This is a genomic window from Mesorhizobium sp. M7A.F.Ca.CA.004.04.2.1 (assembly GCF_004022825.1).
Taxonomy (GTDB): Bacteria; Pseudomonadota; Alphaproteobacteria; order Rhizobiales; family Rhizobiaceae; genus Mesorhizobium.
The window spans coordinates 1-13,046 of sequence record NZ_RZPH01000049.1; the positions used below are offsets into that span (position 1 = coordinate 1).

The window sequence follows — 13,046 nt, forward strand, 5'->3', positions numbered from 1 at the left end:
CTCCAGGCATTCTGCTGGGCCAGCATCTGCCTGAGATAGGCGACGTTTGCCTGCGCCTGTTCGGGCGAGAGCTCCTGCGAGGCGATCTTCTCGGCCTCGTCGAACCGGCCTTGCAGGCCGACGACCAGTGCCAGGTTCTGGCGGACGCGGCTGTCCGCATTCGGCTGCTGCGCGGCCGAGCGCATATAGGTTTCGGCGGTGCGCAGGTCACCTTCCAGCACATACGACATGCCAAGATTGGAGAGCACGGAAGGCTCGTTCGGCTTAAGGTCGAGCGCCTTGCGGTAAAGCTGGCGCGCATCGTCCTTCTGGCCGGTCTGGTCGAGGATGGCCGCTTCGGCCGACACCAGCTTCCAGTCGGGATATTCCGGTGTTTGAGCGCGGCGCACGGCGTCGAGCGCCGCCTCGAACTGGCCATTGGCGGCCAGCGCCTTGCCATAGGAGGCAAGCACGTCACGATCCTTGGGCAAAGCGATGGCGAGTTTGCGCATCACAGCCAGCGACTGGTCGGCGTCGCCATCCATCTGCAACGCCGCCGCATAGTTCGTCGCCATCCGCTTGTCGTTGGGGTTCTTCGCGTAGGATTGGCCAAGTGCACCGGTGGCATTGTGCAGTTCGCCGGCCGACATGCTTTCAAGCGGTTTGCCGCTGGTGCGTGCGATAGAGCCGGTGGAGAGCTTGTCGGTTCCGCAGCCGGCGACGCCGGCCGCCAGCGCCAGCACAAGGGCCGTGGTGATGAGCCGTTTTCCCCTGGCATTGATCCTGCGGTTGGTCGGCATGGCCACCTAAGCCTCCATTCGTGCGCGGCCATTGCGTGGCCGTCTTCCCTCCCGCAGAAATATTCTGTTAACCCTAACGGACGGTTAAGAACGGCGACTCACACGGAGAACATCGCATGCCTGTCGAACTCGTCGGGAAGACATTGCCGGGCGCGCTGCCGGTCCATCTGATCGCCAGGGACGGTCTGGACGCGGCCGGCCTTGCGCCGGCCGCTGTCGCCTGGGCCAGGGCCAACGGCTTTTCCGGCGAGGCAGGCAGGACGCTGGTCGTGCCCGGCGAAAACGGGGCGCTCGGCGGCGCCTTGTTTGGTATCGGCGATGGCGAAGGCGCGCTCGCCTTTGGCGCGCTGTCGAAAGCCTTGCCGGAAGGCGACTGGCATTTCGCCTCGGCGCCGGCCGAGCCGGACCTCGCGGCGACCGCGCTGCTGCTCGGCGGCTATGTCTTCACCCGTTACGGCAAGAAGCCAGGCAAGGCGCTGCGCTTCGGCCTGCCGGCAGGCGTCGATGGCGGGCGCGTAGGCCGCATCGCCGATGGCGTCTTCCTGACACGCGATCTGGTCAACACGCCGACCAGCGATATGGGTCCAGAAGATTTGGAGCAGGCGGTGCGGACCCTGGCCGCCAGGCACAAGGCCGAAGTCTCGGTGGTCAAGGGTGACGATCTCCTCGACCGGAATTTCCCGATGATCCATGCTGTCGGCCGTGCGTCGGCCGGCGCGCCGCGCCTGATCGATATGCGATGGGGGCAGCAAGGGGCGCCGAAGGTGACCCTGGTCGGCAAGGGCGTCTGCTTCGACACGGGCGGTCTCGACATCAAGCCATCGTCCGGCATGCTGCTGATGAAAAAGGACATGGGCGGTGCTGCCAATGTCCTTGGCCTCGCCTCGATGATCATGGCTGCCGGGCTGAATGTGCGGCTGCGCGTGCTCATTCCCGCGGTTGAGAATTCGATTGCCGGCAACGCCTTCCGGCCCGGAGATGTGCTTGCGAGCCGCAAGGGCATCACTGTCGAGATCGGCAATACGGATGCCGAGGGGCGGCTGGTGCTGGCCGATGCGCTGGCGCTGGCCGACGAGGAGGAGCCGCAGCTTCTGGTCGACATGGCGACGCTGACCGGGGCTGCCCGCGTCGCGCTCGGCCCCGATCTGCCGCCGTTCTACACAAGTGACGAAGCGCTGGCATCCGATCTTGCGGCGGCTTCCGTCGCGGCCGAGGACCCTCTGTGGCGCATGCCGCTGTGGCGGCCCTACGATGCAAAACTGTCGTCGAAAATCGCCGACATCAACAATGTCACATCAGACGGTTTCGCCGGCTCGATCACGGCGGCGCTGTTCCTGAAACGCTTCGTCGAAAAGACCGAGGGCTGGGCGCATTTCGACATCTTCGCCTGGAACCCGGCCGATCGTCCGCATGGCCCCGCCGGCGGCGAGGCACAAGGCATCCGCGCCCTAGAGCGGATCATCGCGAAACGCTACGGCTGACGGTTGCAGGCGGAGCCGGCAAAATTGCCTCGACTGAAACGGAACCGAAACAATTTGCCGTCATGCTGGCGCGATGTCGATTGCTATGCGCCCGAGCCAGGCCTTGCGACTGTGGCAGCAAGTGATGCTGTCACAGGTGCGCGACGACGCGCCCGATCTGACCATGCGCCAGACGGCGATCCTGTTCACCATCTATCTCGACCCGCCACCGCACACCGTGCGCGGGCTCGCCGCGCGCCTCAATGTCACCAAGCCGGTGATCACCCGCGCGCTCGACACGATGGGCGCTTTGAAACTCGTTTCGCGTCACCGCGATGAACTCGACAAGCGCAATGTGCTGATCAGGCGCACGGTCGAGGGCGCGCTCTTTGTCGAGCGCTTCGGCGATGGTATCATCGCCAAGGCGCTCGAACTGCCGATGTGAGCGCATTACCTTTCAACAGAGTGTTCGATTTGACTGCCAGGGATGCCCGCCTTCACGCTTTTCGCTCCGATCTCGCCGATGCAAGGCTGAAGGGCGAGGTCACCGCCGAGCGCTTCGTCGCCGGCCGGCCGGCGCGGGTCACCGCGTCAGTGGCCGATATGCGCAAGGCGCCGCGGCCGGACGCCGGCGTCAACACGCAAGCGCTGTTCGGCGACGATGTCCTGGTCTTCGATGTCGCTGAGGGCTGGGCCTGGGTCCAGGCCGAACGCGACGGCTATGTCGGCTACGTCGCCGACACGATGCTGGGCAAACGGGACCATGCGCCGACGCACATCGTCTGCGTGCCGCGCACCTTCCTCTACCCCGGGCCGGATCTGCGCTTTCCGATCGCCGGACAATTGTCGATGGGATCGACGGTGACGGTGACGGAGGCCGCCGAGACGCGCGGTACGCACTATGCGGTCCTGCCTTCCGGCGAGGCGTTGATCGCAAGCCACCTGCGGCCGCTGAGTGAAGCTGCCTCCGACTATGTCGCGGTTGCCGAGGCGTTTCTCGGCACGCCCTATCTCTGGGGCGGCACTTCCGGTTTCGGCATCGACTGTTCGGGCCTTGTGCAATTGGCGATGCGCATGGCCGGCAAAGACGTGCTGCGCGATTCCGACATGCAGGCGGCGACACTTGGCGAGCCGCTCGAACCGGGACCTGATTTCTCCGGGTTGCGACGCGGCGATCTGGTGTTCTGGAAGGGCCATGTCGCCGTCATGACCGACGCCGACACGATGATCCACGCCAACGGCCACACCATGCTGGTGTCGCGCGAAGGGCTGAAGGACGCCGTCGCCCGCATCGGATATCTTTACGGCGGTCCGACCGGGTTCAGGAGGCCGTAGCCTTTCTTCCTTCGCCCCGTTCACGGGGAGAAGGTGCCCGAAGGGCGGATGAGAGGCAGTGCCAGCATTTGAAGGTTCGCGCTGCCCCTCACCTGCCTGCCGGCATCCTCTCCCCGTAAACGGGGCGAGGAAAGCTCACCTCGATCACCTTTTGTTCCGATTTTCCTTGGCGTTCGCGCGCCGTCGCGCTACCTCTGGCGGGTGACAGAGCAGCCGCGCCTTGCCGAACAGAATGCCGCCGTGGCCCTGCCCGAACCATTCCTCAGATGGTTCGGCGAGAAAGGCTGGTCGCCGCGCGCCCATCAGATTGGACTTCTGGCGAAAGCCCAGGCCGGGCAATCAGTCCTGCTGATTGCGCCGACCGGTGCCGGCAAGACGCTGGCCGGGTTCCTGCCTTCGCTCACTGAACTGGCCAACCGGCCCAAGAGAAAGCCGGGCCAGGCGCGTCGCGGTATCCACACGCTCTACATCTCGCCGCTGAAGGCGCTGGCCGTCGATATCGAGCGCAATCTCGGCAAGCCGGTGGAGGAAATCGGCCTGCCCGTCACCATCGAGACGCGCACCGGCGACACCCCCGCCCACAAGCGTCAGCGCCAGAAGCTGGTGCCGCCCGACATCCTGCTGACCACGCCCGAGCAACTGGCGCTGCTGATTGCGGCAGGCGATGCAAGACGCTTCTTCGAGGATCTGCGCTACGTCGTGCTCGACGAGTTGCACTCGCTGGTGACGTCGAAACGCGGGCATCTGCTGGCGCTCGGCCTGGCGCGGCTGCGCAGCTTTGTCCCCGGCTTGCAGACGATCGGCCTGTCAGCGACGGTGGCCGAACCGGACGAGTTGCGGCGCTGGCTGGTCAGCCAGAATCCGCCCAAGGGTTCGACCGGCCATAGCATGGCCGAACTGATCGTCGTCACCGGGGGTGCGAAACCGGAGATTTCTATCCTCGATTCCGAAGAGCGCGTGCCTTGGGCGGGACATTCGGCGCGCTACGCCACGCCGGAAATCTATCGCGAGATCAAGCGCCACAAGACGACCCTGCTGTTCGTCAACACGCGCAGCCAGGCGGAGTTGCTGTTCCAGGAATTGTGGCGGGTCAACGAGGACACTTTGCCGATCGCGCTGCATCACGGTTCGCTCGACGTCGCCCAGCGCCGGCGCGTCGAAAAGGCGATGGGGGAAAACGCACTGCGCGCCATCGTCGCCACCTCGACGCTCGACCTCGGCATCGACTGGGGCGATGTCGATCTGGTTGTGCATGTCGGTGCGCCGAAGGGGGCGAGCCGGCTGGCGCAGCGCATCGGCCGCGCCAACCACCGCATGGACGAGCCGTCCAAGGCGATCCTCATTCCCGCCAATCGCTTCGAGGTGCTGGAATGCCGGGCCGCCCTCGACGCCAACTATCTCGGCGCGCAGGACACGCCTCCCTTGATCGATGGCGGGCTCGATGTGCTGGCCCAGCATGTGCTCGGCTGCGCCTGCGGCGCGCCATTCCGTGCCGATGACCTGTTCGAGGAAGTGCGAACGGCTGCGCCCTATGTCAGCCTCGACCGGACGACATTCGACCGCGTCATCGATTTCGTCGCCACCGGCGGCTACGCGCTCAAGAATTACGAGCGCTACGCCCGCATACGCCTGAACAAGGATGGGTTCTGGCGGGTGTCCAATCCGCGCGTCGCCCAACAATACAGGTTGAATGTCGGCACCATCATCGAGGTGCCGGCGCTGAATGTGCGCTATATCAAGGCCGGCGGCAAAGGCGCGGCTTCGCGCGGCGGCCGGGTTCTCGGCAAGATCGAGGAGGCCTTCCTCGAAACGTTGACGCATGGCGACACCTTCATGTTCGCCGGCAAGGTGCTGCGCTTCGAAGGCATCCGCGAGAATGAATGCTTCGTGTCGAACGCGCCCGGCAGCGATGCCAAGGTGCCTTACTATGGCGGCGGCAAGTTCCCGCTTTCGACCTATCTCGCCGAACAGGTCCGCATCATGCTGGACGACCCGCAGCGATGGAAGAAGCTGCCCGAGCAGGTCGCCGACTGGCTGCGATTCCAGGCCGACAAATCGGTGCTGCCCAAACGCGATGACCTGCTGATCGAGACCTTTCCACGAGGCAACCGCCATTACCTGGTGGCTTATCCGTTCGAGGGCAGGCTGGCGCACCAGACGCTCGGCATGCTGCTCACCCGCCGTCTCGACAGGGCGGGAGCCAGGCCGCTCGGCTTTGTCGCCACCGACTATGCGCTGGCGATATGGTCATTGGGCGACATGGGCGCGATGTTCAAAGCAAGGAAGCCTTCGCTTGGCGCCCTTTTCGACCAGGATATGCTGGGCGATGACCTCGAAGCCTGGCTGGCCGACAGCTGGCTTCTCAAACGCACCTTCCGCAATTGCGCGCTGATTTCGGGGTTGATCGAGAAACGCCATCCGGGCCAGGAAAAGAGTGGTCGCCAGGTCACGGTCTCGACCGACCTGATCTATGACGTGCTGCGCAGCCATGAACCGGACCACATCCTGCTTCAGGCGACACGTGCCGATGCGGCCACCGGCCTGCTCGATGTCAGTAGACTTGCCGACATGCTCTCGCGCATCCAGGGTCGAATCGTGCATAAGGCACTCGAACAGATATCGCCGCTCGCCGTGCCGATCATGCTCGAGATCGGCAAGATGCCGGTCCATGGCGAAGCCGATGAAACGCTTTTGATGGATGCGGCGACTTTGGTCGAGGAGGCCATGGGGCCGGAAATGGCTGAGGAATGAATTTTTCGCTGGCGCGCACATCGCTGATTGCCGAGGCCGACCTTGTCGGCATATCAGGCGAGCGCGCCGTCTGCGACCCACGCGGCGTGCTTTATTTTCCGGATCTGCGGCTTCTGGCCGTGTCCGATCTGCATCTGGAAAAGGGTTCGTCGCTGGCACGCCGCGGCACGCTGATCCCGCCCTACGACACCGGCGCGACCTTGTTGCGGCTTCAGGCCGTGATATCAGATTACCAGCCGTCGATCGTCATCAGCCTGGGCGACAGCTTTCACGATGGCGGCGGCGCCCAGCGTATGCATGCAAGCTTCCGCGAGCGGCTGGAAGCGCTGATGGCAGGCCGAGACTGGTTCTGGGTCGCCGGCAACCATGACCCGGAAGCGCCAGCCGATCTGCCCGGCGAAACGGTGCGTGAACTTGCTATAGGCTCGCTGCTGTTCCGGCATGAGCCGTCGAAGCAGCGTGTCGAAGGCGAAATAGCGGGCCATCTGCATCCCTGCGCCCGCATAGTCCAGCAGGGACGCTCGGTGAGGCGGCGCTGCTTTGCCGGCGACGGCGGCCGCATGATCATGCCGGCCTTCGGCGCCTATACCGGTTCGCTCAACGTCCTCGACCACGCCTATGCCGGGCTGTTCCGGCTGGACACGCTGATGGCTTATATGCTGGGCGCCCAACGCATCTTTGCCATTTCCGGCTCGATGCTGCGGCCGGGCTAAACAGCCTTACCTGCCATAGTAGAGCGTAACCGTGTGCTTCGCCTCGGCGAAGAACAGCCAGCGCTCGACCAGCATGCCAGCGAACTGGATTGCAGCAGCAAGTATCGACAGCAACGCTGCCAGCGGCCCTGGCAGGGCGAACACAATGGCGAGCAGCCCCAAGGGCAACGCGAAGGCCAGAACCTGCGTGATCTGGCGCAGCCGCGCGCCATGCTTGCGTGCGATGCGGAACCCCATCTCCTTGAGCAGGTAATTCTCCTCGGTATGCGGCCATTCCAGCGACCGCACTGTACCGCCGGCCAACCCGGTTGCGGTGTTGGCGGTGGTCGCGATCTCCAATCGGTCGTTGTAGCGCCAGGTCGCCACTTTCCAGCCCCAGCCGAACAAGGTCAGCAGCAGGCAAGCCGCCAGCTGTACCTTCGAACCAAGCGCAAAGCCCTGCAGCAGCGCGTTCAGCAGCACGCTGCCGGTCATCGCCGAAAAGATGAGGTAGCCGGGCAGGGTGAAGCGGCTGTGCCACTGGGCGATCGGCTTCAGCGACGCATAGATCATGCCGGTGGTGCAGACGGTGACGACCGCGCCGATGGCAGCCAGAAATCCGGCGATGCCGACCCAGCCATCGATGCGGCCGAGAAACACCCAGCCGATGCCGAACAGCCCCGCCGGAATGAAGGTGATGACCGAGGCGACGCCTTCGCGCGACAGCCATGAACTGCGCCATTGCGAGAACGCCCGCCAGGCGCGTTCGGGACGGCCGAGGTGACCCGTTGAAGACAACAACCCGGCCACGATGAGACCGAGTGCCAGGCCCATGCCGACAAGGCCCAGCCAGAAATCAGGCGGGATGATCTGGAAGCCTCCGAACATGCCCAGCAGCGCCAGCAGGCCGTAGCCGGCGCCGGTGGCGGTGGTGAAGAAGACGACGGAGAAGGCTGGATGCATGGGTCAGTTCGAAAGCATGCGGTCGACCCAGCCGAGGAAACCGCCTTCGGCCCGCACCGGTTCCAATGCCGGCGCGGCCACCGATGCGGCGCGCGCGGTGTGGGCGCGCGGCGGCAAATATTTGTTGGTCGGGCGATAGCCGAGCTCGGGCATCAGGTCGACACCGCCGCGCTCCGCCACCAGTTGCGACACAGCCGACAGGGGATCGCCGAGGTCGCCGAAATGGCGGGCGCTGGTCGGGCAAGCGGCGACGCAGGCCGGTACGCGGTCCTCTTCGGCCAGATTGTCATTGTAGATGCGGTCGACGCACAGCGTGCACTTCTTCATCACCCCGACATCGGTGTCGAATTCGCGTGCGCCATAGGGACAGGCCCAGCTGCACAATTTGCAGCCGATGCACTTGTCCTCGTCGATCAGCACGATGCCGTCCGAGGCCCGCTTGTAGGACGCGCCGGTCGGGCAGACGGTAACGCAGGCCGGTGTCTCGCAATGCAGGCAGGAGCGCGGGAAGTTGACGGTGCGCCCGCCCATCTCGGTCGTGTGCTCGTAAGCGTGCACGCGGTTGAACCAAACGCCGTCGACATGGCCGCCATAGGGGTCGATGTCGGTCAGCGGCGCCATGTGGCCGCCGGTGTTCCATTCCTTGCAGGCGGTGACACAGGCCTGGCAGCCGACGCACGTATCGAGGTCGATGACGAGGCCGAGTTTCTTGTCGCTTTGGCTTGGCAGACAGGTCATTCAGTCGTCTCTCTTGCCCGGCGGAATTCGGCGCCGAAAGTCAGCCTGTCGGGCGAGGGTTCGAAATGCGGTGGCTGCTGGAAACGTTCGAATTGCGGCTCGGTGAAGCCGGCTTCTTCGGCCGCGCATTTGACGATGCGCACGCGTAAATCGAACCATGCCGCCTGGCCGGTCACAGGATCGGAGTTCGAATAGCGTTTGCCCTGAGCGTCAGCCGAGGTCTGGTCGCCGATGATATGGTTGAGCAGGAAGCCGCGGTTGCTCTCGGCCGCGTCGTCCTTCAGCCCCCAGCTGCCGCGCCTTTTGCCGATGGCGTTCCAGGTCCAGACCGTGCTTTCGTTGACCCCGTCGATCAGCTTGATCTGCCCCTTCACCCTGCCGTTGATGCTTTCGATCCACACCCAGTCGTCGTCGACAAGGCCGAGGCCAGCTGCCGTACGGTGATGCACGAACAGCCGGTTCTGGCTGGTGATCTGCCGCAGCCACGCATTCTGCGATCCCCAGGAATGGTACATGTGCATCGGCCGCTGCGTCAGCGCATGCAGGGGAAATTTTTCGAGGTCGACGACCGCTTCCTCGAAGGGCATGTACCAGAACGGAAGCGGGTCCATGTAGGTCTCGATGCGTTGGCGATCGGCCTCTGGCGGCAAGACGTGACCGTGCCCACGTGCGGCCAGGCGAAAACGCTGCAGCGGCTCGGAATAGAGCTGGAAGACGATCGGTTCCGCCTTGGGGATGAAGCCCATCTGCTCCGCGAAATCGAGATAGGAGCGGTTGGCCATCTTGTAATAGCGCTGGTCGTCGGCGAAATCGTGGTGCCAGAAGCCGCCATTGTCGATGTAGCGCTGCATCTGGTCCGGGTTGGCCTCGCCCCTGCCAGTCGACGTCCCGTCCTTGCCGCGCCAGCCGGCGAGCGGGCCGATGCCTGATGTGCGCTCATGGTTGACGATGTAGTCGGCGTAGTCGGCATATCTGGCCGAGCCATCGTCGTTGACGAAACCGGGCAGGCCGAGCCGCGCGCCGAGTTCGATCAGCACCGATTGGAACGGCCGGACGTCGCGGTCAGGTTCGACGACGGGATGGCGGATGGCGTCGCCCGGTCCGTCGGCATGGCTGATCGGCCGGTCGAGCAGGCTGATGCAGTCATGCCGCTCAAGATAGGTGGTGTCGGGCAGCACGAGGTCGGCGAACGGCACGGTCTCGGAATAATAGGCATCGGAATAGATGATGAAGGGGATCTTGTAGTTGCCCGCTTCGTCGCTGTCGGTCAGCATGGCGATGGTCTCGACGGTGTTCATCGAGGAATTCCACGCCATGTTCGACATGTACATCATCAGTGTATCGATCGGGTACGGGTCGCCGTCCCAGGCATTGCGGATGACGGTGTGCATCAGGCCGTGTGCCGCCAGCGGTGCGTCCCAGGAATAGGCCTTGTCGAGGCGAAGCGGCGTGCCGGCCTCATCGACCAGCAAATCGTCCGGCCCACAGACGAAACCGAGTGGCATGCCGTCAAGCGGCGTCATCGGCTTGACGGTCTTGCCGGCCGGCTTCGGTCCTGGCGGCGCGGAGCGGGGGTAGGGCGGCTTGAAACGGAAGCCGCCAGGGACATCCACAGTGCCCAGCAACACCTGGAGGAGATGGATGGCGCGGCAGGTGTGGAAGCCGTTCGAATGGGCCGAGATGCCGCGCATGGCGTGCATCGAGACAGGCCGCCCCTTGATCGTCTCGTGCCGGCGCCCGGCCCAATCGGTCCACGCGATCGGCAACTCGATCGTCTGTTCGAAGGCGACATGCGCAAGTTCGGCGGCGATCCTGCGGATCGTATCGGCGGCAATGCCGCAGCGCTCGGCGACCGCGTCCGGCGCATAGCTTGCATCGAGGTAGCGGTCGGCGATGAGCTGGAACACCGGGACGCAGCGGCGCCCGCCGATCGTGAAGCTGCCCGTCAGTGCCGGCTTCGCACTGGCATCGGTGGCGCCGACAGGCGTCTTCGCAACCCTGTCCCACGCCAGCGGATTTCCGTCGGCGTCGCGCACGAACAGCCCGTCATCGGCGGCACCCGGCTCCTGCACGACGAGAACATGGGCATTGGTGTAGCGCAGCAGATAATCGAGATCGACGCGGCCCGCCTTGAGCAATTCGTGGATGAGCGCGAACACGAACAGCCCATCGGTGCCGGGCCGAATGCCGATCCAGTCGTCTGCAATGGCATTGTAGCCGGTGCGGCACGGGTTGATCGAGACGACCTTGGCGCCGCGCGCCTTGAGTTTGCCGAGGCCGATCTTGATCGGGTTGGAATCGTGATCCTCGGCGACCCCGAACAGCATGAAATACCGGGTGTTGTCCCAGTCGGGCTCACCGAACTCCCAGAACGAACCGCCGATCGTATAGAGACCACCGGCCGCCATGTTGACCGAACAGAAGCCGCCATGGGCGGCAAAGTTCGGCGTGCCGAACTGGCTCGCCCACCAGCCGGTCAAGGATTGGGATTGATCGCGGCCGGTGAAGAAGGCCAGCTTCCTGGGGTCGGTCCGGCGGATGGCCGAGAGCCGTTCCGTCGCGATCGAAAACGCCTCTTCCCACTCGATCTCGCGGAACTCGCCGGAGCCGCGCGGCCCGCTGCGCAGCAAGGGCTTCTTCAGCCTTGCCGGACCGTAGTGCTGCATGATGCCGGAGCTGCCCTTGCCGCAGATCACGCCGCGATTGACCGGATGGTCCTTGTTGCCGTTGATGTAGCGGACCTTGCCATCCTTGATGTGCACGTCGATGCCGCAGCGGCAGGCGCACATGTAGCAGGTCGTCTTGGCGATGCTGTCGGAAACATCAGGCGAGGTGTCGACGCCGTCGCCTTCGTCAGGCGCCCGCGTGTCGGCAAGCGGGCGTTGCGATGGTGCCGAATTCGCGCCGCGCGGCGGTCCCTGCATCATGATCCGGTGGCGCCTGTACGGCCCATGGATTTGGCCCGCGTCTTCGGTCCGGGGCCGCGCATGTAATGCTCTTCCGGGTGGTAGCGATCGCCGGCCAGCCGCCGTCTTATGCCGCGGGTCCAATGCGCAAGCAGGGATCTGAACCGCCCGATCATTCTGCTCTCTGCGATCTCTCGGCGAATTTTTTCTAACTTCACGAGGAAACTTAGAATAAAGCTACCGATCCGTCTAATCAGTTGTTCTTGTAAATTCGATCGATATTGGTTCTTAATACAGGCATGACCCTGGACCAGTTGCGCATTTTCGTCGCCGTCGCCGAGCGCGGCCATATGACCAAGGCGGCGGAATTGCTGGGCATTTCGCAGTCGGCCGCATCGGCCGCCATCCGGGCGCTTGAAGAACAGCACGGCGTCCATCTGTTCAACCGCGTCGGCCGCAACATCGAGCTTGCCCAGACCGGCCACCGGTTCCTGCCCGAGGCCAAGGCCGTGCTCGAGCGGGCCGCCGCCGCGCGCAATGTGCTGGAGCATGTCTCGCAGACCGTCACCGGCAGCCTCTCGATCGCCGCCAGCCAGACTATCGCCAGCTACTGGCTGCCGCGCCGGCTGGCTTCCTTCCACGAAGCCTATCCGGCCGTCAGGCTGAGCGTCTCCATCGGCAACACCAGGCAGGTCGAGGCCAATGTCCTCGATGGCGCGGCGGATCTCGGCCTGGTGGAGGGGCGCACCGAGTCCGACATATTGCGCCGCACCAAGGTCGACGTCGACAGGCTGATCCTGGTGGTTGCCAGCGCGCATCCGGAGATCCCCGAAGTCGCGCCCGGCCGCCCTGACATCAAGGGCCTGCGCTGGATCATCCGTGAGGGCGGTTCCGGCACGCGCGAGGTGCTGGAGGATCTGGCGCGCCACGAAGGGATTTCGCTCGCCGACCTCCAGATATTCCTGGTGCTGCCGAGCAATGAAGCTATTCGCCAGGCCGTCGAGGCGGGGGCCGGCGCCACCATCATTTCCGAACTTGTCGTGGCACGCGCCGTGGCCGAAGGCAGTCTGAGGTCGGTGCCGCTCCAACTGCCGAAACGCGACTTCGCCATGATCACCCATCGCGATCGCCAGGCAAGCCTGGCCCAGATTGCGCTCAAGGCGCATCTGGGTACGTCGGATCAACGGCGAGGGTTCGCTGAGATTCAGGTCAGGCCGAGTCGAAAATGGCTGATGCCGAGAACCGGAGCGGAGCGTACTTAAAGTACGTGAGCACCGGAAGCGCAGGTATCAGCCATTTGCAGGCCGGCATCACCTGAATATCAATGGACCCGGTCAACCGAACTTTCGCTGCGCATCCAGCGCCAGGCCAAGTCCGACCGAGCCGAACATGTCGCCTTCGATGACGGATGCCTGCGGCACC

General features: G+C 64.5%; 10 protein-coding genes. 6 read left to right on the forward strand and 4 right to left on the reverse strand.

Features of this window, described 5'->3' with window-relative positions:
* Positions 1-779 (reverse strand): tetratricopeptide repeat protein (locus EN893_RS04185; protein WP_128361415.1); only part of this gene is annotated, 779 nt, incomplete at its 3' end.
* A gap of 116 nt (positions 780-895) precedes the next feature.
* Between EN893_RS04185 and EN893_RS04190 the strand changes: the two genes are divergently transcribed.
* The 5 genes from EN893_RS04190 to pdeM all read left to right on the forward strand — a co-directional run bounded on the left by EN893_RS04190 (position 896) and on the right by pdeM (position 7,038).
* Positions 896-2,260: a M17 family metallopeptidase gene (locus tag EN893_RS04190; RefSeq protein WP_127269471.1), complete on the forward strand. Its 1,365-nt coding sequence runs from the start codon at positions 896-898 to the stop codon at positions 2,258-2,260.
* 73 nt (positions 2,261-2,333) lie between these two features.
* Positions 2,334-2,684 carry a MarR family winged helix-turn-helix transcriptional regulator gene (locus EN893_RS04195; protein WP_013533675.1) on the forward strand — a complete coding sequence of 117 codons (351 nt, stop codon included), beginning with the start codon at positions 2,334-2,336 and terminating at the stop codon, positions 2,682-2,684.
* Between the two features lie 29 nt (positions 2,685-2,713).
* On the forward strand, positions 2,714-3,574 hold the full coding sequence (locus EN893_RS04200; RefSeq protein ID WP_164748718.1) for an NlpC/P60 family protein: 861 nt from the start codon (positions 2,714-2,716) through the stop codon (positions 3,572-3,574).
* A 201-nt stretch (positions 3,575-3,775) separates the two neighbouring features.
* A complete protein-coding gene (locus EN893_RS04205) occupies positions 3,776-6,325 on the forward strand; it encodes a ligase-associated DNA damage response DEXH box helicase (RefSeq protein WP_127270393.1) in 2,550 nt (849 codons plus the stop codon).
* Complete coding sequence (pdeM, locus tag EN893_RS04210; protein WP_127267785.1) at positions 6,322-7,038, forward strand: ligase-associated DNA damage response endonuclease PdeM; 717 nt, start codon at positions 6,322-6,324, stop codon at positions 7,036-7,038. The genes EN893_RS04205 and pdeM overlap by 4 nt, the downstream gene beginning before the upstream one ends.
* Positions 7,039-7,044: 6 nt before the next feature.
* On the opposite strand, the gene EN893_RS04215 is transcribed toward pdeM, so the two are convergent.
* Genes EN893_RS04215 through EN893_RS04225 form a run of 3 tightly spaced genes read right to left on the reverse strand, consistent with a single transcriptional unit; the run spans position 7,045 to position 11,645 of the window.
* Positions 7,045-7,980, reverse strand: coding sequence for a dimethyl sulfoxide reductase anchor subunit family protein (locus tag EN893_RS04215; protein WP_127267784.1), 936 nt, complete (start codon positions 7,978-7,980; stop codon positions 7,045-7,047).
* Between the two features lie 3 nt (positions 7,981-7,983).
* Positions 7,984-8,718: a 4Fe-4S dicluster domain-containing protein gene (locus EN893_RS04220; protein ID WP_127267783.1), complete on the reverse strand. Its 735-nt coding sequence runs from the start codon at positions 8,716-8,718 to the stop codon at positions 7,984-7,986.
* Positions 8,715-11,645 (reverse strand): molybdopterin oxidoreductase family protein, encoded by a 2,931-nt coding sequence (locus EN893_RS04225; protein WP_164749455.1) that lies wholly within the window; start codon positions 11,643-11,645, stop codon positions 8,715-8,717. Before EN893_RS04225 ends, EN893_RS04220 begins: the two co-directional genes overlap by 4 nt.
* A 278-nt stretch (positions 11,646-11,923) precedes the next feature.
* On the opposite strand from EN893_RS04225, the gene EN893_RS04230 reads away from it, so the two are divergent.
* Positions 11,924-12,886, forward strand: coding sequence for a LysR family transcriptional regulator (locus tag EN893_RS04230; RefSeq protein WP_236383353.1), 963 nt, complete (start codon positions 11,924-11,926; stop codon positions 12,884-12,886).
* Positions 12,887-13,046: the final 160 nt, after the last annotated feature.

Bases quoted from the DNA above. Each gene is read 5' to 3' on its own strand.
- EN893_RS04220 (WP_127267783.1), bottom strand. From the start codon at position 8,718: ATGACCTGTCTGCCAAGCCAAAGCGACAAGAAACTCGGCCTCGTCATC.
- EN893_RS04215 (WP_127267784.1), bottom strand. From the start codon at position 7,980: ATGCATCCAGCCTTCTCCGTCGTCTTCTTCACCACCGCCACCGGCGCC.
- EN893_RS04225 (WP_164749455.1), bottom strand. From the start codon at position 11,645: ATGATGCAGGGACCGCCGCGCGGCGCGAATTCGGCACCATCGCAACGC.
- EN893_RS04190 (WP_127269471.1), top strand. From the start codon at position 896: ATGCCTGTCGAACTCGTCGGGAAGACATTGCCGGGCGCGCTGCCGGTC.
- pdeM (WP_127267785.1), top strand. From the start codon at position 6,322: ATGAATTTTTCGCTGGCGCGCACATCGCTGATTGCCGAGGCCGACCTT.
- EN893_RS04195 (WP_013533675.1), top strand. From the start codon at position 2,334: ATGTCGATTGCTATGCGCCCGAGCCAGGCCTTGCGACTGTGGCAGCAA.
- EN893_RS04230 (WP_236383353.1), top strand. From the start codon at position 11,924: ATGACCCTGGACCAGTTGCGCATTTTCGTCGCCGTCGCCGAGCGCGGC.